Raw genomic sequence first — 20,410 nt, 5'->3', positions numbered from 1 at the left:
AGCGAGACGTACGTTGCCGGACACCGCCGCTCTCACCGCCCCCGGGGCGCCTTTCGAGGTCGTACGCGCCGAGAACGGCTCGCTGATGTACGCGGACGGCCCGCGCACCTTGCGGGAGTTCGTGGAGACGACGTGGGCCTACGGGGAGCGGCCCTTCTTCGTAGGCGGCGACGGGACCGGCCTCCTTACATACGGTGAGTTCTTCGCCGCCGCGACGATGCTGGCCAACCGTTTCGTGGACACCTACGGCCTGCGGCCGGGCGACCGGGCCGCCCTCGTGATGGGCGACCGGCCCGACTGGCAGACGGCGTTCTGGGCCACGCAGCTCGCCGGTCTGGTCGCCGTACCGCTCGACGCGGGATGGAGCGCGGACGAGCTGGACCGCGTACTGGACCACTGCGCGCCCCGCGTACTGCTCGTGGACGGCGAACGGCTGCCGGCCGTCACGGGGTGGGCGGGGCGTGAGCGGGCGCGCGTCGTCGTCTTCGGGCCGGGAGAGGGCGACGGAGCGCTCACCGAGCGGTACGAGGACCTGCCGGCCCCCGATCCGTACGCCGCCCCGCCCGACATCGAGATCCGCGCGGAGGACGATGCCACCATCGAGTACGCGTCACCGGCGGACCCGCTCAGGGGCGCCGTCTCCACCCAGCTCGCGCAGGCGGGCGCGGCGATGGACGCCCGCTACCGCGCCGCCGCCGATGCACTCGGACGCGGCGAGCTGCCGGGTCTCGGCGCGCCCCCCGTCACCCGCCTCACGGCTCCCTTCTCCGGGCCCTTCGCGCTCTCCCAGGTGTACGGCGCGATGGCGGCGGGCGGCGCGCTGATGCTGGACGGACCGGCCGCACCGCCAAAGAAGTCCCCGCTCGTCGCCACGCCCGTCGTCGAGTCGCTCGCCACGCCCGTCGTCGAGTCGCGCGTGGCCCCCGACACCGGGGAGATGTGGCTGCGCGGCCAGTCCCTCCCGTACGCCTACTGGCGCGACGAGCGGGCCACCGCGGAGGCGTTCACCGCCGACGGCTGGGTCAGGACCGGCTGATCCGGACCCGGTAGCCGTCGTCCCCGGTCTTCCCGACCACCGCGACGCTGATGCCGCCCTCCCGGTCCCGGAACGTCTCGCCGGGCCCGTACGGCGCGTCCGACAGCTCCGCGTGCACGTTGGGCCGCCGCGTACAGCCGCCGCTGCGCTCCTCGCTGTCGGAGACGGTCACCGGACCGCGCCCCGTGTCGACGTCGGACTCGACCCGGTAGATCAGTACGCCCGGCTTGCAGACGGCCTCGTCGTTGCCCGCGCGGGTGCGGACCTCGACCGCGTACCCGGAGTCCTCGGAGAGCGGCACGAACGCCAGCTTGTGACCGCCCTCGGTGGCCAGCGGGGTGAGGTCGTGCTCGCTGCGGCCGGGGGTGGAGGCGCAGCCGATCTGCTCGTTGTCGAGCCAGCCGAGCTTCCACTTGTGCCAGCCCAGCAGGTCGTTGTTGGCCCCCCAGTCCTCGGACATGATGTCCCAGTGCCCGACCGCGCCGCCGCCGTCAAGGGTGTAGAGGTCGGGGAGGCCGAAGACATGGCCGTTCTCGTGCGGCAGGACGCGGTAGCCGGTGCGCGCGTACGACCCCGAGCCGTCGTCCTGGCGGCTGTAGACGAAGGACGTGTTGGCGAGGGGGACGCCGTCCGCCTCGGGGGCCTCACCGTTGCCGGAGAACGTCACGGACAGGACGGTGTCGAGCGCCGAGGGGCCCGCGTTGGGGGTGACGAGGATGTTGACCAGGTCGTACTCGCTGAAGTCGACCTCGGGGTCGGCCTCGCGCACGATGTCCTGGACGAGCCGCCGGTAGCCGGGTTCGTAAGGGGCGCCGCGTTCTATCCCGTAATCGGCGAACGGCAGCGGCATCCGCAGCCAGTCCTTCACCGGGGCCTCGGGCCGGTAGTCGAGCCGCCCGTAGGAGCTGGTACGGAACCACTGCGAGGTCTGCGGGAAGAACTCCGCGAGCCGGTCGGCGGCGCTCCCCGGACCCTCCGCGTCGGAGAAGTCGACCATCAGGTTGAGCGCGCGGACCGTGCCGGTGGAGCGGGTGTAGCCGGCGGGGGTGGGCATGCCCTCCGACATCTGGACGCCCACGGCGGCGGTGATACGGCACGGTACGAGCGTCGCGTCGTGCGTGGTGGAAACCGGCCCCGCGGAGGCCCGCGTCGGCAGCGGAAGGGTCGCGCTGGCGGTGGTGAGCGCGGCGAGGGTCAGGGTGGCGAGCGCGGCGAGGGTGCCGACCCGGCGGGGCCGGGCATGACTGCCGCGACCTGCGGTTCCGCGTATCCGACGGGAGTGCTTCATCGGCCGCCTTCGGGTCAGCGGCAGTCGTCCGTCCTGACTGCTCTCCGTTCGATCACCCTGCGTCGGGCGGCGTGTCGGCGCTCGTTGGGTGCGCCCGAACGTGGGGTTTTCCGGACCGGCGGGGAGCGGGCCACGATCCTGTGACCCAGTTCACAGGACCTGGCGAAATAACCGGGGATGGCTTCCCCGTTTGTACTCGTGTCAAGGAAACGGGGACGCGTTCCCCACTTGTGTGACCGAGGAAAGGACCCCGTCGTGACTGTCGTCGCCGAATCCGACACGCGCCGCGTTCCGCGTCCGCGTGCGGACGCGCTGCGCAACAGGGAGCGCATCGTGGTGGCGGCCCGGGAAATCCTCGTGGAGTCGGGCCCCGACGTGCCGCTCGACGAGATCGCCCGTCGCGCGGGTGTCGGCAACGCGACGCTTTATCGCCACTTTCCCGACCGCTCCGCGCTGATACTGGAGGTGGTGCACTCCGTCATGGCGCGCACCGCGGACCAGGCGCAGCGGGCCGCGGCCGAGGAGGCGGACGCGTTCGTGGCGCTCAGCCGCTTCGTACACGCGGCGGCCGACGAGCGGATCGGTGCCCTGTGCCCGCTCCTCTCCGGCAGCTTCAACGGAGACCTCCCTCATCTGCACGCGGAACGCGAGCGCCTGGAAGCGGCCGTCGAAGGCCTCATGGAGAAGGCGCGCGCGACCGGCAGGCTGCGCACCGACGTCGCGGTCGGTGACCTGATGGTCGCTCTCTCCCAGCTCACCCGTCCGCTGCCCGGTACCGGCTGTCTGAACATCGACCGCTTCACGCACCGGCATCTACAGCTGTTCCTGGACGGCCTGGAGGCGCCCGCGCGCTCCGAGCTGCCGGGTGCGGCGGCGACTCTGGAGGATCTGCGCCACCGTCGATGACGACGTGTGCCGCGCCCCCGGACCAAGAACTTCTGTCGACCACGCAGACCAAGCACGTTCAGAGGGTCGGCCATGCCCGAAGACCACTGAGCACCGACCAGTTTTGACGACCACGTACACCCGGTTTTGACGACCACGTACACACCCGGCGGCCGCGATCAGGCGGGCCGGATTCCCCGAACCAGTAACCCGTAACCCGCGCATGGGGCCGACCAGTGCGTCCCCGCGCCCGTTATGACCTCTTCGTACGCATAGGCGGCCACACCCATGTCAAAATCTGCCGAGACCCGGCTCCAGGACCCCAAGGTCCCCGAGTCGGCCCCTGATCCCAATCGCTGGAAAGCCCTGGTGTTCATCGCCCTGGCCCAGCTGATGGTCGTGCTCGACGCGACGATCGTGAATATCGCGCTGCCCTCCGCCCAGCAGGACCTGGGGATATCGGACGGCAACCGCCAGTGGGTCATCACCGCCTACGCGCTGGCCTTCGGTGGCCTGCTGCTCTTCGGCGGCCGTATCGCCGACCTCTGGGGACGTAAGCGCACCTTTGTCGTCGGTCTGCTCGGCTTCGCCGCCGCGTCCGCCGTCGGCGGCGCCGCGACCAGCGAGGCCATGCTGCTGGGCTCGCGTGCCCTCCAGGGTGCGTTCGGCGCGCTGCTCGCGCCCGCCGCGCTCTCCCTGCTCGCCGTGACGTTCGGCGACCCGAAGGAGCGCGCCAAGGCGTTCGGCATCTTCGGTGCGATCGCCGGTGGCGGTGGCGCCGTGGGTCTGATCCTCGGCGGATTCCTCACCGAGTACCTGGACTGGCGCTGGACCTTCTTCGTCAACATCCCCTTCGCGATCGTGGCCGCCGCCGGCGCCTACTTCGTGATCCGGGAGCCCGCGGGCGGCCGTAACCGCTCGCCGCTCGACATCCCCGGTGTCTTCCTGTCCACGCTGGGCCTGGTGGCGCTGGTGTACGGCTTCACGCGCGCCGAGTCCGAGGGCTGGTCCGACCCGACCACCATCGCCATGTTCGTCATCTCGGCCGTGCTGCTCGCCACGTTCGTCGCGGTCGAGGCCCGGGTGAAGTCCCCGCTGCTGCCGCTGCGCGTCCTGATGGAGCGCAACCGCGGCGGTGTCTACCTCTCGCTGGGCCTGGCCATCATCGGCATGTTCGGTCTGTTCCTCTTCCTGACCTACTACCTCCAGGTCGTGAAGGGCTACACGCCGGTCAGCACCGGCTTCGCCTTCCTGCCGATGATCGTGGGCATGATCACGGGCTCCACCCAGATCGGCGCCCGGCTGATGACCCGCGTCCCGCCGCGGCTGCTGATGGGCCCCGGCTTCCTGGTCGGCGCGACGGGCATGCTGCTGCTGACGCAGCTGGAGATCGGCTCCTCGTACCCGGCTCTGATCCTGCCGGCGCTGCTGCTGCTCGGCCTCGGCATGGGTACGGCGTTCATGCCGGCCATGTCGCTCGCGACGCACGGCATCGAGCCGCGTGACGCGGGCGTCGCCTCGGCGATGGTCAACACCTCGCAGCAGGTCGGCGGCGCGATCGGTACGGCGCTGCTGAACACCGTGGCCGCCTCCGCCACCACCGCGTACGTCGCGGCGAACTCGGCGGGTGCGAACAACCCGAAGCTCCTGGAGCTCCAGGCGATGGTGCACGGATACGCGAGCGCCATCTGGTGGGCGGTCGGCATCCTGGTCGTCGCCGCCGGAATCGCCTTCACCTTCATCAACACCGGCCGTCCGGGGAGCACCCAGGTGGCCAAGGGTGAGGATGCCGACGGTCTGGCGGAAGACGCCCAGATCCCGGTGGCCATGCACTGACCTGGCTGTGCGCCGGCGGTCCCTCCCGCGGATCATCTGCCCTGGCGTCGCTGTTCCTCAGCGGCGCCAGGGCAGATCCGCGTCCGTACCGTCCGGCTGGAGCCCGTGCGCCATCACCCGCATGATCTCCCCGAGCTGGGACACCTGCTCCGGCGTGAGCCGGTCGAAGATCGCCTGCCGTACGGCGGTGACATGGCCCGGCGCCGACCGCGTCAGCACCTCCTGGCCCTCGTCCGTCAGGATCGCGTTCTGCCCGCGCTTGTCGGACGGGCAGTCCTCGCGGCGCACCCAGCCGCTCTTCTCCAGCCTGGCCACCGCGTGCGAGAGCCGGGACCGGGTGATCTTGGCGTTCTTCGCCAGCTGGGTCATCCGCATCTGCCGGTGCGGCGCCCGGGACAGATGGACGAGCAGGGCGTAGTAGATGTGCGGCATCCCCGCGTCGCGCTGCAACTGACGGTCGAGATGGTCCTCCAGCAACGTGGTGGCCTGGAGGTACGCCTGCCAGACGCCCTGCTCCTCGGTGCTGAGCCAGCGTGGCTGTCCGTCGCTCTCCATGTCTCCCACGTCTCCCACCCTAAGCGCTTCTTGAAAGTTAAACTAGATAGTCGTAAGGTTGCACCGAGTGAGTGCTTTAAGGTTCAAGTAGATAGCTCCGAGGGTACCGCCCGGACCACCACAGGCAGGGAGACGCCATGACCAGCACAGCGGAGCGCATGCCCGCCCTCTATCTCTCCCACGGTGCTCCGCCCCTCGCCGACGACCCGGTCTGGCCCGGACAGCTCGCCGCCTGGTCCGCCGACCTGCCGCGCCCCCGGGCGATCTTGATGGTCTCAGCCCACTGGGAGGAGGCGCCGCTCGCCCTCGCCGCGACCGAGACCCGGCCGCTGGTCTACGACTTCTGGGGCTTCCCCGAGCACTACTACCAGGTCCGGTACGCCGCCCCGGGCGCCCCCGCGCTCGCCGACTCCGTCGAGAAGCTGCTGCGTGGCCCCGGCACCTCCGTACAGCGCGTCCCCGATCGAGGGCTCGACCACGGCGCGTATGTACCGCTCGTCGAGATGTTCCCCGACGCCGACGTTCCCGTCCTCCAGATCTCCCTGCCGACGCTCGACCCCCGCCAACTCCTCGCGATCGGCCGCAAACTGGCCCCGCTGCGGGACGAGGGAGTCCTCATCGTGGGCAGCGGCTTCTTCACTCACAACCTCGCCGCGCTGCGTCACCCGGGCGGCGGAGTGCCGGGCTGGTCCGCCGAGTTCGACGACTGGGGCCGGGAGGCGCTGGCCGCGCAGGACGTCGACGCGCTCCTCGACTTCACCCACAAGTCACCGGCCGGGGCGCTCGCCCATCCCCGTACCGAGCACTTCGCACCGCTCTTCGTGACACTCGGCGCCGCCGAGGACGAGTGGGGGAGCGTACGGAACGTCATCGACGGTTTCTGGATGGGTCTGGCCAAACGGTCGGTCCAGTTCGGCTGATCGCGACGTCCTGATACGCGGCAACCGCCCCCGTCCATCCGGCCCCGTCCCTTACGTGCCGTACTCCGCCAGTGGTACGCCCAATGGCAGACGGGTTCAGATAGGCAACGGTTCGACATCCCCCGGCCAATGGCACTTGACCGGGCATTCCGGCCTCCGTACGTTCCTGTGGTCTAGACATCCTGTTAGGGAGCGGCCATGCGGAAACATGTCATCGGGGCCCTTGTCGTCACCATGGCGCTCGGACTCTCTGCCTGTGGCAGTGGGGACTCGGGCGGGGACGGCGGCGAAACGTCGGGCAAGGGCAAGACCCTGACCGTATGGATCATGGAGGGGACCAACCCGGACCCCAAGCCCTTCTTCAACGAGGTCGCCGCGGCCTTCAAGAAGAAGACGGGCGCCACGGTCAAGGTCGAGTACCAGCAGTGGGCCACCGCGCAGAAGAAGTTCACCACCGCGATCGAGGGCGGACCGAGCCAGGTCCCCGACGTCGCCGAGGTCGGCACCACCTGGATCCCGCAGTTCGCCGAGACCGGCGGCCTCGTGGACGTGACCGACAAGGTGAAGGACTCCGGGCTGGGCGACGACCTGGTCGAGGGCCTGGCCGACGCGGGCACGCTGGACGGCAAGCAGTACGGCATGCCCTGGTACGCCGGTGTCCGCGGCCTCCTCTACCGCAAGGACATCTTCGAGAAGCACAACCTCAAGGCCCCCACCACCTGGAAGGAACTGCGCGACACCGCGCTGGTCCTGAAGGAGAAGGAGCCGGGCATGATCCCCTTCCCGGTCGCGGGCGGCGCGGAGATGTTCGCGACCCCGTTCGTCTGGGGCGCCGGCGGCGAACTCGCCATAGAAGAGGGCGGCAAGTGGAAGTCCGGCATCAACTCCCCGGAGTCGGTCAAGGGCATCACGTACTACACCGACCTCGCGAAGAAGGACAAGCTGTCCCCGGCGAAGGTCACCACCTGGACCGAGAAGGAGGTGGCGACCGACTTCCAGAAGGGGAAGATCGCCATGTCCCTCTCCGGCAACTGGACGCCCAAGGCGTTCGTCCAGGCCGCCCCCGACCTTGAGGGCAAGCTCGCCGCCGCGCCCATCCCCGGTGAGACCGGCGGCATGAGCAAGTCCTTCCTCGGCGGCTCCTACCTCTCCACCTTCAAGGGCGAGAACCAGGACCTGGCCTGGGAGTACGTCAAGCTGGTCACCACCGGCGAGTTCGCCACCAAGTGGGCCGAGCAGACGAACTACTTCCCCGGTCAGAACTCCCTCCTCAAGGAGGTCCAGGCGAAGAACGACCCGCTCGTCGCCCCCTTCGCCAAGCAGATGACCGAGGCCGGCGCGACCGTCCCGAAGACCCCCGCGTACGGCCAGATCCAGGCCACGCAGGTCGTCACGAAGATGGTGCAGTCCATCCTCACCGGCAAGCAGACCGTGCAGGAGGCCGCGGACCAGGCCGCCGAGGAGATGGACAAGATCTTTGCCTCCTGAGTCGCTCATCGAAGACTCGGCGCACGACGACGTGGCCGCGGCGGCTTCCCCTGTGAAGTCGCCGCGGCCACGCGGCGGGCGGCCGGGCCCGACGCTGCGCCGCAAGCAGCTCACCCGCACCACCCGCCCCTGGCTGCTCCTCCTGCCCTCCCTCGTGGTGCTGGCCGGGCTGCTCCTGTGGCCGCTGGTCAAGGTCGGCATCCTGTCCGTCCAGGACTACGAGGTGAAGTTCGGCGGCGGCGTCGGCACGTACACCGGCTTCGACCACTACAAGGACCTGCTCAGCGACGGTGATCTGTGGCGGACCGTCCTGCCCAACACCGCCTTCTTCGCGGTCGCCTGTGTGGCCCTCACCGTCGCGCTCGGCACCCTCGCCGCCCTGCTGCTCCAGCGGCTCGGCACCACCTGGCGGGTCATCTGCTCCACCGCGATCATGGCGGCCTGGGCGATGCCCGCCGTCACCGGCACCTATGTGTGGGTGTGGCTGTTCTCGGCGGGCGACGGAATGATGAGCCAGCTCGCCGGCTCGCTCGGGCTCATCGACCCCGAGACCACGAACTGGTTCACCGAGCGGCTGTCCTTCTACGCCATCGCCACCCTCAACGTGGTGCACCACGGCTTCCCGTTCGTCGCCATCACCGTGCTCGCGGGGCTGCTGACGATCCCCAAGGAGCTGTACGAGGCGGGGATGATCGACGGCGCGAACGCCTGGCAGCGGTTCTGGAAGATCACCGTGCCCACCATCAAGCCGATCTTCCTCGTCGTCACGATCCTGTCGACGATCTGGGACTTCAAGGTCTTCACCCAGATCTATCTGATGCCGGGCGGCGCGGGCAGCAACGAAGAGGTACTCAACCTGGGCGTGTGGTCCTACCAGCAGGCGTTCGCACTCAACGACTACGGCGCGGGAGCGGCCACCGCCGTACTCCTCACCCTGCTCCTGCTGCTGATCACCATCGTCTACATCCGAACCCTCTTCAAGGAGAGTGACGAGCTGTGACGCGCACGACGACCGCCGGGCGGATCGGGCTCGCTGTCGCGGTGTTCGCGCTGCTGGTCTTCACGCTGTTCCCGGTGTACTGGATGGTCAGCACCGCGCTCGACCCGAACGCGATCACCCGTGGCGCCGACGTCCTGCCGAGCGGGATCAGCGGCGAGCACTTCAGCTACATCTTCGACCGGGGCAACTTCGGCCAGTTCCTGACCAATTCGATGCTCGTCGGCCTCGGCACGATCCTGGTCTCCGGGCTGCTGGCGCTGTTCGCCGCCGTGGCCGTCGCGCGCTTCCGGTTCCGGTTCCGTACCTCCGTACTGATCATGGTGCTGATCGTGCAGATGGTGCCCCTGGAGGCGCTCGTCATCCCCCTCTTCCTACAGATGCGGGACTACGAGCTGCTCAACAGCCTCATCGGGCTGACCGTCGTCTACATCGCGCTGTCGCTGCCGTTCGCGATCTGGACGCTGCGCGGCTTCGTCGCGACGGTGCCCAAGGAGGTCGAGGAGGCCGCGTATCTGGACGGCTGCTCGTGGCCGCGGATGTTCTGGTCCGTACTGCTGCCGCTGGTCGCGCCGGGTCTCGTCGCCACCAGCGTGTTCGCCTTCATCACCGCGTGGAACGAGTTCGTCTTCGCGTACACCTTCATGAAGGACGGGTCCAAGTACACGGCCGCTGTGGGCCTGTTCCAGTTCTTCGGCGAGAACTCCACGTCCTGGGGCCCGGTCATGGCCGGCTCCACCCTCATCACCCTGCCGGTGCTGGTCTTCTTCATCATCGTGCAGCGCAGGCTGGCCTCCGGTCTCGCGGCCGGGGCGGTGAAGGGGTGAGCCGGACGCCTTCTTCTACGGAGGCGCGGCTCGTCAACGCCGTCCTGCTGCCCGGCTTCCACGGCACCGTGCCGCCCCCGTGGCTGCTCGACGCCGTCGACGCCGGGCTCGCGGGCGTCGTGTACTTCGCGCACAACGTGCCCGACCCGAAGACCGCGGCGGCGCTCTCCGCCGCCCTCCTCGCCCGCCGCGCGGACCTGATCGTCGCGAGCGACGAGGAGGGCGGAGACGTCACCCGCCTGGAGGCGGCGGCCGGCTCCTCGTACCCGGGCAACGGCGCCCTCGGCGAGGTCGACGACACCGGCATCACCGAACGGGTCGCCCGCGCCATCGGCCACGACCTGCGTACGGCGGGCATCGGGCTGAATCTCGCCCCCGACGTGGACGTCAACGCCGACCCGGACAACCCGGTGATCGGCGTACGGGCCTTCGGCGCGGACACCGCGCTGGTGGCCAGGCACTCCGCCGCGTACGTCACGGGGCTCCAGTCCGCGGGCGTCGCGGCCTGCGCCAAACACTTCCCCGGGCACGGAGACACGGCCGTCGACTCGCATCTGCGGGTGCCCCGGCTGGACGCCGACATGGACCTGCTGCGCCGGCGCGACCTGGTGCCTTTCGCCGCCGCGATCGAGGCCGGCAGCCGCTGCCTGATGACCGGGCACATCAGCGCCGGCCCCTTCGGCGAGGCACCGGCCTCACTGAATCCCGAGGCCGCCCGGCTGGCCAGGGAGGAGCTGGGCTTCACCGGCGCCATCGTCACGGACGCGCTCGACATGGGCGCCGTCCTCCTCGACCCCGGCTTCGGCCCCGCCTGCGTCCAGGCCGTGCTCGGCGGCGCCGATCTGCTCTGCCTGGGCAATCCCGACAGCCCGGAGGCCGCCGAGACCGCCTACCGGAGCGCGCGTGACGCCCTCCTCGACGCCGTGGCCACGGGCGTACTGCCCACCGACCGGCTCGCCGACGCCGGCCGCCGGGCGCGTGAGCTGGCCGGGTGGATCGGCCGGGCCCGCGACACGGCGCCGCCTCCCAAGGAGGACGGGCTGCCGCTCGCCGTCGCGCGCGCCGCACTGCGCGTACGCGGCAACGTGGCCCTCATCTCGCCGCCGTACGTGATCGACCTGCGACAGCGCGTCAACCACGCGTCCGGCAGCCGCGCACCGCACCTGAACCGGCTGCTCGCCGAGGCCATGCCCGGCCTGACCGCCACCGGCGTACCGGCCGAAGGACCGGCCCCCGCCCGCGCGGACACCGCGCTCCAGGGCTCCGCCGGCCGTCCCCTGGTCGTCATCGCCCGGGAGCCGCACCGGGACGCGGCGGAGACCGCGCTGCTGCGGGAGCTGGTCGCCCGCCGCCCGGACGCGGTCGTCGTCCTCACCGGCTGGCCGCACGCTGTGGACGCGCTGGCGGCCAACACGGTCGTGACGTACGGCTCGGCCCGCGTCAACGCGCAGGCGGCCGTGGAGCGCCTCCTGGGCGGCACCCCGCACGGCGGCTGACGACCACCCCCGAGCATTTGCCGCAGGCCCCGGACCGCATCGGTCCGGGGCCAGCGGCATTGAGGTCAGAACGGACATCCCGAGCAACCTTTGTGCGATGTGTTCCGTCTTTCGGGTAACAGAGCGGCCACGAGGCACGTTGTCAGGGTGTGAGAGCGACGGTGTGGCCCCTCGGTGGCGGGGCAGGGTACTGCATGATCACAAAAATCATTGCACGCCTGGGGAATTCTGTCCGGATTCCAGTCGTTGTTTCCAACGGATGCAGGACACCCGGGAGGGTGTCGCGACCGACTCAGTAAGGGAGCTCGCATGGCAACCCGTGCCGTCGCCCGTCGTACCACCACCACGGGTGGTGCGAAAGCGGCAAGCAGTGTTCGCGCCGTGGGCGGGGAGATCGCCGACCGCGACCTGGTCGGCATGTACCTCGACGAGATCGCGCGTACGCCGCTGCTCGACGCCGCAAAGGAAGTCGAGCTGTCCCAGACCATCGAAGCGGGTGTGTACGCACAGCAGATCCTCGACGGATCGGTGGAGAGCGAGGGCGCCGGTGCCCAGCGCGAGGAGCTCGAAGCCCTCGTCGCCGCCGGTGAGCGCGCGAAGGACATCTTCATACGTTCCAATCTCCGTCTCGTCGTCGCCGTGGCCCGGCGCTACCCGCGCAGTGGACTGCCCCTGCTCGACCTCATCCAGGAAGGCAACGCCGGCCTGGTCCGAGCGGTCGAGAAATTTGACTACGCCAAGGGATTCAAGTTCTCCACCTACGCGACCTGGTGGATCCGCCAGGCCATCACCCGGTCCATCGCGGACCAGTCTCGTACGATCCGGCTGCCCGTCCACCTCGTGGAGGAGCTCGGCCGTATCCGCAGGGTGCAGCGCGAGTTCAACCGTGAGCACGGGCGCGACCCGGAGCCTTCCGAGGTGGCGGCCGAGCTCGGCTCGAACGCCGCGCGTGTCACCGACGTCCTGGACTGGGCCCGTGACCCGGTCAGTCTGAACATGTCGGTGGACGACGACGGCGACACCCAGTTCGGCGATCTGCTGGAGGACACCTCGGCGGTCTCGCCCGAGCAGTCCGTCCTCACGCTGCTGCGCAGCGAGGAGCTGGAAGAGCTGATCGGCAAGCTCGACCACCGCACGGCCTCCATCATCAAGATGCGTTACGGCATCGAGGACGGCCGGGAGCGGACGCTCACCGAGGTGGGCAAGCAGCACGGCCTGACCCGTGAGCGGATCAGGCAGATCGAGAAGCACGCCCTTCTCGAACTGAAGAAGATGGCGCACGACGTGGGCTTCGACGCCGCGGCGTGAGGCCCCCGCCGTACGGAGCCCCGGCACCCAACCCACCCGGGTGCCGGGGTTCCTTCATGTACTCACCCGCTCCCGGCCTCCTGCCCGCCGCCCGCCGCGCGCGTCAGACGGCCGCCCAGCTCACTGACGTGCTCGACCAGCCGCGCCAGCGCATGGACCGTGAACTCGCAGTCCACCAGGGCCAGTCGGAGCGCCAGCCACTCCAGTGAGTCCGCCGCGCGCGCCCGCAGCCGGCAGCTGTCGGGGCCGGTCGGCTCCGCCACCCCGAGCGAGGCGGGCAGCCGCGCCGCCACGAAATGGGCCGGGGCCGCGAACGTCACGTCCACGTCCACCTGCGGCTGCGCCCGCGACATCGAGCTGGTCAGGAACTCCGCCGCGTCACCCGTCGGCAGCTCACGCGGCGTGAAGCGCGCCCCCGTCGGATAAGGATCGCCGACCCGGTCCACGCGGAACGTACGCCAGTCCTCGCGCCCGAGGTCGTACGCGACGAGATACCAGCGCCGGGCCGTCGACACCAGGCGGTACGGCTCGACCTGCCGTTTGCTCTCCGCGCCGTCCTTGGCGCGGTAGCCGAACCGCAGCCGTTCCGTGCCGGTGATCGCCGACGCGATGACCGTCAGCGTCCGCGGGTCCACGCTCGCGGCGTCCCCCCGGACGAGCAGCGGCACCGTCGCGGCCTGGAGCGTGGAGACGCGGTGGCGAAGCCGCGAGGGCAGCACCTGCTCCAACTTGGCCAGCGCCCGTACGGCCGCCTCCTCGACGCCCTCGATGGCATGCCCCGCGCCGGCCCGCAGCCCCACCGCGATGGCCACGGCCTCCTCGTCGTCCAGCAGCAGCGGCGGCATGGCGGCGCCCGCGACCAGGCGGTACCCGCCGACCGCGCCTCTGGTGGCCTCGACCGGATAGCCGAGATCGCGAAGGCGGTCGATGTCCCGGCGGATCGTGCGCGCGCTGACGTCGAGACGCTCGGCCAGCTCACTGCCCGGCCACTCGCGCGGTGTCTGGAGAAGCGACAGCAGATTCAGGAGTCGTGCCGGAGTGTCCGTCATACGAACCAGCGTGCCAGTCATCTAGGACATGACCTGACCTACATGGTCCCTAGCTTTCCCGCATGACTTCTCCGGCCGCCGTAGCCGATACGGCCATCGACACCACCACGACCTCATCGGGCGGGCCCGGCGACCGCCGGCGCTGGCTCGCGCTGGCCGTGGTCATGACCGCGGCCTTCATGGACCTGGTCGACGTCACCATCGTCAACATCGCCATCCCCAGCATCGAGCGGGATCTCTCCGCGAGCTTCGGCTCCATTCAGTGGATCACCGCGGGCTATGCGCTGGCCTTCGCCGCCGGGCTGATCACGGGCGGCAGGCTCGGTGACATCTACGGCCGCAAGCGGCTCTTCCTCATCGGCATCACCGGCTTCACCCTCGCCTCCGCGCTCTGCGGCTTCGCAGCGAACCCCGAGATGCTCGTCGCCTCCCGGCTCCTCCAGGGCGCGATGGCCGCGATGATGGTGCCTCAGGTGCTGGCGATCATCCATGTCACCTTCCCGGCACACGAACGCGGCAAGGTCTTCGGGATGTTCGGCGCGATCGTCGGCCTCGGTGCCGTCTCGGGACCGCTCCTCGGCGCGCTGCTCACCCAGTGGAACCTCTTCGGGCTCGAATGGCGCCCGATCTTCCTGATCAACCTGCCCGTCGGCATCGCGGGGGTGATCCTGGGCCGCAGGTTCATCACCGAGTCCAAGGCACCGCAGGCCCTGCGGCTCGACGTGGTCGGCGTCGTCCTGGTGACCGGCGCGCTGCTGATGCTGATCTACCCGCTCACCCGCGGGCGCGAGCTCGGCTGGCCGCTCTGGGGGCACCTGTGCATGGCGGGCAGCGTCCTCGTGTTCGCCGCGTTCGTGGCGTACGAGAGGGTGAAGACCCGCAAGGACGGGTCGCCGCTGGTGGAACTGTCCCTGTTCAAGGTGAAGAGCTTCGCCGCCGGCATCGCCGTACAGCTCACCTTCGGTGTCGCCCTGGGCGTCTTCTTCCTGGTCTGGACGCTCTACATGCAGATCGGCCTCGGCTGGAGCCCGCTGCACGCCGGGCTGACCGGGCTGCCGTTCTCGGTCGCCGTCTCCACGGCGGCGGGTCTCTCCGTACAGAAGCTGGTCCCGCGCTTCGGCCGCAAGGTCCTCCAGTGCGGCGCGCTGACGATGGCGACGGGCGTACTGCTCTACATCTGGGAGTCCGGGCGGTACGGGGCGGACATCACCTCCTGGCAGATGCTGCCGCCGCTGTTGGTGATGGGCGCGGGAATGGGGCTGATCGTGGCGCCCCTGACGGACGCGGTGCTGTCCGACGTCCCGCGCGAGCACTCAGGCTCGGCGTCGGGACTGATCAACACGGTGCAGCAGATGGGTACGGCGCTGGGTCTCGGGCTGGTGTCGGTGGTCTTCTTCGGCGTGGTCGACGACCGCGCGGCGACGACGCCGGACGCGGTGGCGAGGGCGTTCGAGGACGGGTTCCAGAACGCGCTGTTGTGGGTGGCGGCGGTGCTGGTGGCGATCTTCCTCCTGATGTTCGCGCTTCCGCGGCGACGGGTCTGAAGGTCAGGGGGCGGGGCCCGGCCCCCTGTGCCCGGGGCGGGAACGCCCCAGAGGGTACGGGGTTGTGCGGATCCCCCACCGGCGTGAGGGGGCGGGGTCGCAGGAGGGGTGTGTTCGGACACTCAGGCTGATTTGTGGCGCGTGAACAACAAGGGCACATCGGGTCCAACGAGCGTGGCACGCGCCGTAAATCACGCCGTCCGGACATACCCCTCCGGAGGCCCCGACCCCCGCCCCCGGCAACGAACAGCAACCCATTTGTGTTTACTTCAGCAGCGCGACCCCGTACTGTGGCCCTGAAACCACAGATTCGGGCATCGAACGGACCTAAAACAACATGTACGCACCAGAGCGCCAGCAAGAAATCCTGCGCCTCGCCCGCGAGGGCGGCCGCGTCGATGTGCTGTCGCTCGCCGAGGAGTTCCAGGTCACCGCCGAGACCGTACGGCGCGACCTCAAGGCGCTCGACCGCGCCGGCCTCGTCCGCCGGGTGCACGGCGGCGCCATCCCCGCCGGGCGCCTCGACTTCGAGCCCGACCTCGCCGAACGCGAGTCGACCGCCGCGGACGAGAAGGACCGGATCGCGCACGCCGCCCTCGCCGAACTGCCCCCGGCCGGCAGCGTGATCCTCGACGCGGGCTCCACCGTCGCGCGGCTCGCCACCGGGCTCCCGCTGGACAGCGAACTCACCGTCGTCACCCACGCGTTGCCCGTCGCCGCCCGGCTCGCCGACCACCCCGGCATCGACCTGCACCTCGTCGGCGGCCGGGTCAGGCACCGTACGCGCGCCGCCGTCGACGCCTGGGCGCTGCGCGCGTACGGCGAGATCCGCGCCGACGTCGTGTTCCTCGGCACCAACGGCTTCTCGCCGGACGGCGGCCTCACCACCCCCGACCTCGCCGAGGCGGCGGTCAAGCGCGCACTGGTCGCCGCCGCACGCCGCGTCGTACTGCTGGCGGATTCCGCCAAGCACGGCCAGGAACACTTCGCCCGCTTCGGCGGGCTCGCCGACGTCGACCTGCTGATCACGGACACCGGCCTCGCCCCCGACGCCCGCGCCGCGATCGAGGCGGCGGGGACGGAGGTGCTCAGTATCTAGCCACCCGACCGCCGTCACCCCGAAGGCACCCGCATGATCCTCACCGTCACCCCGAACCCGAGCCTGGACCGTACGTACGAGATCCCGGCCCTGGACCGCGGCGAAGTCCTGCGCGCGACCGTCGAGCGGATGGACCCCGGCGGCAAGGGCGTCAACGTCTCGCGGGCGGTCGCGGCGGCCGGTCACCGCACCGTCGCCGTACTGCCCCTCGGCGGCGCCCCCGGCGCGCTCGTCGCCCAACTCCTCGCCGGCCAGGGCATCGACGTCGCCCCCGTGCCGATCGCCGGCGCGACCCGCTCGAACATCGCCCTCGCCGAGCCGGACGGCACGCTGACGAAGATCAACGCGCCCGGCCCCGAACTGACCCCCGCCGAGTCCGAGGCGCTGCTCTCCGCGCTCCGCGCGCACGACGTGGGCGCCGCCGGGGACTGGATCGCCTGCTGCGGCAGCCTCCCGCGCGGGCTCGGCCCCCGCTGGTACGCCGAACTCGTCGCCCGCGCGCACGCCGTCGGCGCCCGCATCGCGCTCGACACCTCGGGCGCCTCGCTGCTGGCGGCGCTCAAGGAGCGCCCGGACGTCGTCAAGCCCAACGCCGAGGAGTTGGCCGCCGCCGTGGGCCGTCCGCTGGCCACCGTCGGCGACGCGCTGAAGGCGGCCGAGGAACTGCTCACGTACGGCGCCCGGTCCGTCCTCGCCAGCCTCGGCGCCGACGGCCAGCTCCTGGTCTCCGGTGCCGGCGCCCACTTCGGCTCGGCGCCCGTCGCGGCCGTCCGCAGCAACGTCGGCGCCGGCGACGCCTCGCTCGCCGGTTTCCTCGCGGCGGGCGGCACCGGTCCGGAGGCGCTCGCATCGGCCGTCGCCCACGGAGCGGCGGCCGTCCAACTGCCGGGCAGCGTGATGCCGTCGCCCGCGGATCTCGACCCGCGGGCGGTCACCGTGTCCGCCGACATCCCCCTGGACCGTCCCCTCTCGGAGCCCGCCTCATGACCTCTCCCCGCACGTCCCCCCGCACGTCCCCGAACAGCCCCGCACGAAGGAGCCCGCGATGAGCGAACTGATCACCGCGGACCTGGTCGACCTCGACCTGGCCGCAGAGACGAAGGAAGCCGCGGCCCGCTCGCTGGCCGAACGCATGGTGGCCCTGGGCCGGATAACCGACCTGGACGGATTCCTGGCCGATGTCGCCGCCCGCGAGGCGCAGATGCCCACCGGGCTCGACGGCGGGATCGGCATCCCGCACTGCCGCAGCGAGCATGTCACCGAGCCGACACTGGCGTTCGGCCGCCCGGCCGACGGCATCGACTTCGGGGCGCCCGACGGCCCAGCGGACCTGATCTTCCTGATCGCGGCCCCGGCGGGCGCCGACGACGCGCATCTGACGATCCTGTCGGCCCTGGCCCGCCGGCTGATGGACCCGGACTTCACGGCGGCGCTCCGCTCGGCGACGGACCCGGCGGCGACGGCGCGCCTGATCAACGGCGACACCGCCACCGACTCCGAGGCGCCCGCGCCGGAACCGCGAGCGGAAGCGGAACCGGTACCGGAACCGGACGCACCGTCAGCCGTTCCCGCCCCCGCCCCCGCCTTCCGTATCGTCGCCGTCACCTCCTGCCCCACCGGCATCGCGCACACCTACATGGCCGCCGAAGCCTTGGAAAAGGCCGGCCAGGCCGAAGGCGTCGAGGTGGTCGTCGAACCGCAGGGCTCCGCCGGGTTCACCCGGATCGACCCCGCCGTCATCGCCGCCGCCGACGGCGTGGTCTTCGCCCACGACGTACCGGTACGGGAGAAGGAACGCTTCGCGGGCAAGCCGACCGTCGACGTCGGCGTCAAGGCGGGCATCAACCGCCCCGCCGAACTCATCGCCGAGGTACGGGCCAAGGCCGCCCGCGGCGAGACCACCGCCCCCGCGGGCCCCGGCTCACCGGTCGACGCGACGGGCGACCCCGGCGAGGGCTACGGCACCAGGCTGCGCAAGTGGCTGATGTCCGGCGTCAGTTACATGGTCCCCTTCGTCGCGGCCGGCGGACTCCTCATCGCCCTCGGCTTCGCCATCGGCGGCTACACCGTTGACAAGGCGCCCTCCGTCGCCGAGCACTTCGTCTGGACGGAGTCCATGAGCTGGGCGGCTCTGCTGTTCCAGATCGGCGGCCTCGCCTTCAGCTTCCTCGTGCCGGTCCTGGCGGGCTACATCGCGTACGGGATGGCCGACCGCCCCGGTCTGGTCCCCGGCTTCGTCGGCGGCTCCATCGCGCTCACCATCAACGCCGGCTTCCTCGGCGGCCTGGCCGCCGGTCTGATCGCGGGCGGCACGGTCATGGCGGTCCAGCGGATCAAGGTGCCCGCCGCGCTGCGCGGCATCATGCCGGTGGTCGTCATCCCGCTGATCTCCTCCGCCGTCGTCGGCTTCCTGATGTTCCTGGTGGTCGGCAAGCCGATCGCCGAGCTCCAGAAGGCCCTCACGGACTGGCTGTCGGGGCTCTCCGGCACCAACGCGGTCATTCTCGGAGTCGTCCTCGGCCTGATGATGTGCTTCGACCTGGGCGGACCGCTCAACAAGGTCGCGTACGCCTTCGCGGTCGGCGGCCTCGCCAACCCCAACGACGGCAGCCTGAAGGTGATGGCGGCCGTGATGGCGGCAGGCATGGTGCCGCCGCTCGCCATGGCGCTGGCCACCGTCGTACGCGGTGCCCTCTTCGACCGCACCGAGCGCGAGAACGGCAAGGCCGCGTGGGTGCTCGGCGCCTCGTTCATCACCGAGGGCGCGATCCCCTTCGCCGCGGCCGACCCGCTGCGGGTCATCCCCTCGGCCATGGCGGGCGGCGCGGTCACGGGAGCGCTGTCGATGCTCTTCGAGTGCACCCTGCGGGCGCCGCACGGCGGGATCTTCGTGCTCCCGCTGATCGGCAACCCGGTGCTCTATCTGATCGCGATCCTGGCCGGTACGGCGGTCAGCGCCGCCCTGGTCATCCTGCTGAAGGGCATCGGCGGACGCGGCGCCAAGGACCCCGGGCGGGACGCCGTACCCGGTACGGAGACCGGGACCGCGCCCAAGGTCCCGGCGACCGTCTGAGCGCCCGCCTCAGCCACTCACCCGACCCCGCGCGCGGAGCTCCATGGCTTCGCGCGCGGCGCTCCGCTCGGCATACACCTCGCACATATGGCGGCCGTCCGGTGTCGCCGTGTGCTCGACCTCCCACAGGCTCGTCTCCGTGCCGTCCAGGAGCAGGAACGCGTGCTCGTAGAGCGTGAACCCCGCGTCCTTGCCCTCGGCGTGGCCGTGCCGCCCGAAGACCTGGGTGATCTGGTGGGCGAAGGCGGCACGCAGAGGTCTCGCGACCTCCTGGCCCGGCCGGTCCACGTTCTCCGCGCGCCGCAGCACCCGGCGCGCGTGGTCGGCGGAGTTGTCCGGGAGATACACCCGCGGCAGCGGTGTCTGCGGCGCCGTCAGCAGGCCGCTGAGCAGTTCGAGATCGGCCGCGAGGTCGGACTCGAAACTCGGATCGAGGCTGATACCGAGACCCGACTCGAAACGGGACTCGAACAGCGAATCGGAATCGGCGGTGGGATCGAAGGCGTCGATGGCGTCGAGGGAAGGGACGGCGGCCTCGTCGGCGCCGGCTCTCCGGTGGGGGCGGCGCAGCCGGGAGGCGGCGAGGCGCACCTCGTACTCGTCGGTGTAGAGCTCGTGCTGTTCGGCGCCGTCGCGCCCGGTGTTGTGGACCAGCTCCCAGAGGGTGAGGGCGGTGCTGTCGGCGAGCAGATACGTATGCCGGTAGGTCTCGCGGTGCAGTCCCGCACTGTGGTGCGATGACCGCAATGAACTGGCGTGCGCCAGAGCGGAGTCGAGCCGCTCGATCACGGTGTCGGGCAGATCGAAGGAGTTGAGTGCCCGACCCAGAAGACGCTCAAGATGCGTCTCGCTTGTCTCATACGGATCGTTCAAGGTGGGTCTCCAGGCCGTCGCCACATGTCACTTGGTGATTGCATAACGTAGCCCCTGGGACTGACATCGCGTCCCAAGTTCGGTAAAACGATTGGGGGCGCGCGAGAAGTTCCTCAAGCCCCCCTCAAGTCCCTTG

17 protein-coding genes are annotated in these 20,410 nt (G+C 70.6%); 13 read left to right on the top strand and 4 right to left on the bottom strand.

Annotation, left to right across the window (positions count from 1 at the left end; translation table 11 throughout):
• Nucleotides 1-13 precede the first annotated feature (13 nt).
• A complete protein-coding gene (locus ACFWV8_RS11580) occupies nt 14-1,036 on the top strand; it encodes an AMP-binding protein (protein WP_384199955.1) in 1,023 nt (340 codons plus the stop codon).
• On the opposite strand, the gene ACFWV8_RS11575 is transcribed toward ACFWV8_RS11580, so the two are convergent.
• The gene (locus tag ACFWV8_RS11575) at nt 1,023-2,324 is read right to left on the bottom strand and encodes a M6 family metalloprotease domain-containing protein (RefSeq protein ID WP_384199953.1); all 1,302 of its coding nucleotides are present in this window, start codon (nt 2,322-2,324) and stop codon (nt 1,023-1,025) included. The two genes, ACFWV8_RS11580 and ACFWV8_RS11575, sit on opposite strands and share 14 nt — an antisense overlap.
• Before the next feature lie 255 nt (nt 2,325-2,579).
• On the opposite strand from ACFWV8_RS11575, the gene ACFWV8_RS11570 reads away from it, so the two are divergent.
• Together ACFWV8_RS11570 and ACFWV8_RS11565 are read left to right on the top strand one after the other, a co-directional pair.
• Entirely contained in the window at nt 2,580-3,230 is a 651-nt protein-coding gene (locus tag ACFWV8_RS11570; protein WP_384199951.1) for a TetR/AcrR family transcriptional regulator, read from the top strand.
• A gap of 267 nt (nt 3,231-3,497) precedes the next feature.
• The gene (locus tag ACFWV8_RS11565) at nt 3,498-5,045 is read left to right on the top strand and encodes an MFS transporter (protein WP_384199949.1); all 1,548 of its coding nucleotides are present in this window, start codon (nt 3,498-3,500) and stop codon (nt 5,043-5,045) included.
• A gap of 57 nt (nt 5,046-5,102) precedes the next feature.
• On the opposite strand, the gene ACFWV8_RS11560 is transcribed toward ACFWV8_RS11565, so the two are convergent.
• On the bottom strand, nt 5,103-5,600 hold the full coding sequence (locus ACFWV8_RS11560; RefSeq protein ID WP_384200143.1) for a MarR family winged helix-turn-helix transcriptional regulator: 498 nt from the start codon (nt 5,598-5,600) through the stop codon (nt 5,103-5,105).
• 137 nt (nt 5,601-5,737) lie between these two features.
• Here ACFWV8_RS11560 and ACFWV8_RS11555 point away from each other — a divergent pair, with 137 nt between their 5' ends.
• From ACFWV8_RS11555 to ACFWV8_RS11530, 6 genes are all read left to right on the top strand, one after another.
• Nucleotides 5,738-6,520 carry a dioxygenase gene (locus ACFWV8_RS11555; RefSeq protein WP_384199947.1) on the top strand — a complete coding sequence of 261 codons (783 nt, stop codon included), beginning with the start codon at nt 5,738-5,740 and terminating at the stop codon, nt 6,518-6,520.
• 198 nt (nt 6,521-6,718) lie between these two features.
• A complete protein-coding gene (locus ACFWV8_RS11550) occupies nt 6,719-8,008 on the top strand; it encodes a sugar ABC transporter substrate-binding protein (protein WP_329386492.1) in 1,290 nt (429 codons plus the stop codon).
• A 52-nt stretch (nt 8,009-8,060) separates the two neighbouring features.
• Nucleotides 8,061-9,008 (top strand): carbohydrate ABC transporter permease, encoded by a 948-nt coding sequence (locus ACFWV8_RS11545; protein WP_384200141.1) that lies wholly within the window; start codon nt 8,061-8,063, stop codon nt 9,006-9,008.
• Nucleotides 9,005-9,832, top strand: a complete 828-nt coding sequence (locus tag ACFWV8_RS11540) for a carbohydrate ABC transporter permease (protein ID WP_329386494.1) — start codon at nt 9,005-9,007, stop codon at nt 9,830-9,832. Before ACFWV8_RS11545 ends, ACFWV8_RS11540 begins: the two co-directional genes overlap by 4 nt.
• Nucleotides 9,829-11,328 carry a glycoside hydrolase family 3 protein gene (locus ACFWV8_RS11535; RefSeq protein WP_384199944.1) on the top strand — a complete coding sequence of 500 codons (1,500 nt, stop codon included), beginning with the start codon at nt 9,829-9,831 and terminating at the stop codon, nt 11,326-11,328. Before ACFWV8_RS11540 ends, ACFWV8_RS11535 begins: the two co-directional genes overlap by 4 nt.
• A gap of 309 nt (nt 11,329-11,637) precedes the next feature.
• On the top strand, nt 11,638-12,636 hold the full coding sequence (locus ACFWV8_RS11530; protein ID WP_329386498.1) for a sigma-70 family RNA polymerase sigma factor: 999 nt from the start codon (nt 11,638-11,640) through the stop codon (nt 12,634-12,636).
• 62 nt (nt 12,637-12,698) lie between these two features.
• Here ACFWV8_RS11530 and ACFWV8_RS11525 read toward each other — a convergent pair whose 3' ends face one another.
• Nucleotides 12,699-13,685, bottom strand: coding sequence for a helix-turn-helix transcriptional regulator (locus tag ACFWV8_RS11525; protein ID WP_384199941.1), 987 nt, complete (start codon nt 13,683-13,685; stop codon nt 12,699-12,701).
• Nucleotides 13,686-13,747: 62 nt separating this feature from the next.
• On the opposite strand from ACFWV8_RS11525, the gene ACFWV8_RS11520 reads away from it, so the two are divergent.
• The 4 genes from ACFWV8_RS11520 (at nt 13,748) to ACFWV8_RS11505 (ending at nt 19,401) form a co-directional block, all read left to right on the top strand.
• Nucleotides 13,748-15,229, top strand: coding sequence for an MFS transporter (locus ACFWV8_RS11520; RefSeq protein WP_384199939.1), 1,482 nt, complete (start codon nt 13,748-13,750; stop codon nt 15,227-15,229).
• A gap of 337 nt (nt 15,230-15,566) precedes the next feature.
• A complete protein-coding gene (locus tag ACFWV8_RS11515; protein ID WP_384199938.1) occupies nt 15,567-16,328 on the top strand; it encodes a DeoR/GlpR family DNA-binding transcription regulator in 762 nt (253 codons plus the stop codon).
• A gap of 33 nt (nt 16,329-16,361) precedes the next feature.
• Complete coding sequence (pfkB, locus tag ACFWV8_RS11510) at nt 16,362-17,315, top strand: 1-phosphofructokinase (RefSeq protein WP_384199936.1); 954 nt, start codon at nt 16,362-16,364, stop codon at nt 17,313-17,315.
• A 58-nt stretch (nt 17,316-17,373) separates the two neighbouring features.
• A complete protein-coding gene (locus tag ACFWV8_RS11505) occupies nt 17,374-19,401 on the top strand; it encodes a fructose-specific PTS transporter subunit EIIC (protein WP_384199934.1) in 2,028 nt (675 codons plus the stop codon).
• 9 nt (nt 19,402-19,410) lie between these two features.
• Here the strand turns inward: ACFWV8_RS11505 and ACFWV8_RS11500 are convergent, their stop codons facing one another.
• A complete protein-coding gene (locus ACFWV8_RS11500) occupies nt 19,411-20,274 on the bottom strand; it encodes a DUF6227 family protein (protein WP_384199932.1) in 864 nt (287 codons plus the stop codon).
• Nucleotides 20,275-20,410 lie beyond the last annotated feature (136 nt).

The organism is Streptomyces sp. NPDC058665, assembly GCF_042714995.1.
Taxonomy (GTDB): Bacteria; Actinomycetota; Actinomycetes; order Streptomycetales; family Streptomycetaceae; genus Streptomyces.
The sequence above is the reverse complement of the archived record's forward strand: the minus strand, read 5'-3'. Positions and strand labels throughout refer to the sequence as shown.

Bases quoted from the DNA above. Each gene is read 5' to 3' on its own strand.
- ACFWV8_RS11575 (WP_384199953.1), bottom strand. From the start codon at position 2,324: ATGAAGCACTCCCGTCGGATACGCGGAACCGCAGGTCGCGGCAGTCAT.
- ACFWV8_RS11565 (WP_384199949.1), top strand. From the start codon at position 3,498: ATGTCAAAATCTGCCGAGACCCGGCTCCAGGACCCCAAGGTCCCCGAG.
- ACFWV8_RS11560 (WP_384200143.1), bottom strand. From the start codon at position 5,600: ATGGAGAGCGACGGACAGCCACGCTGGCTCAGCACCGAGGAGCAGGGC.
- ACFWV8_RS11555 (WP_384199947.1), top strand. From the start codon at position 5,738: ATGACCAGCACAGCGGAGCGCATGCCCGCCCTCTATCTCTCCCACGGT.
- ACFWV8_RS11550 (WP_329386492.1), top strand. From the start codon at position 6,719: ATGCGGAAACATGTCATCGGGGCCCTTGTCGTCACCATGGCGCTCGGA.
- ACFWV8_RS11530 (WP_329386498.1), top strand. From the start codon at position 11,638: ATGGCAACCCGTGCCGTCGCCCGTCGTACCACCACCACGGGTGGTGCG.
- ACFWV8_RS11525 (WP_384199941.1), bottom strand. From the start codon at position 13,685: ATGACGGACACTCCGGCACGACTCCTGAATCTGCTGTCGCTTCTCCAG.
- ACFWV8_RS11520 (WP_384199939.1), top strand. From the start codon at position 13,748: ATGACTTCTCCGGCCGCCGTAGCCGATACGGCCATCGACACCACCACG.
- ACFWV8_RS11515 (WP_384199938.1), top strand. From the start codon at position 15,567: ATGTACGCACCAGAGCGCCAGCAAGAAATCCTGCGCCTCGCCCGCGAG.
- pfkB (WP_384199936.1), top strand. From the start codon at position 16,362: ATGATCCTCACCGTCACCCCGAACCCGAGCCTGGACCGTACGTACGAG.
- ACFWV8_RS11505 (WP_384199934.1), top strand. From the start codon at position 17,374: ATGAGCGAACTGATCACCGCGGACCTGGTCGACCTCGACCTGGCCGCA.